The organism is Lelliottia sp. GFLA7 (assembly GCF_056490165.1).
This window is the reverse complement of sequence record NZ_JBWLAQ010000139.1, coordinates 1-255: the sequence shown is the minus strand read 5'-3', so window position 1 is coordinate 255 and position 255 is coordinate 1. Positions and strand designations below refer to the sequence as shown.

General features: G+C 55.3%; 1 rRNA gene. It reads right to left on the bottom strand.

Features of this window, described 5'->3' with window-relative positions:
- Positions 1 to 255, bottom strand: a 16S ribosomal RNA gene (locus AC07RN_RS21550); the annotation flags it as partial.

The following is a 255-nucleotide window of genomic DNA, read 5'->3' as shown; positions in this document are numbered from 1 at the left end:
GACTTGACAGACCGCCTGCGTGCGCTTTACGCCCAGTAATTCCGATTAACGCTTGCACCCTCCGTATTACCGCGGCTGCTGGCACGGAGTTAGCCGGTGCTTCTTCTGCGAGTAACGTCAATCACTGCGGTTATTAACCACAATGCCTTCCTCCTCGCTGAAAGTACTTTACAACCCGAAGGCCTTCTTCATACACGCGGCATGGCTGCATCAGGCTTGCGCCCATTGTGCAATATTCCCCACTGCTGCCTCCCG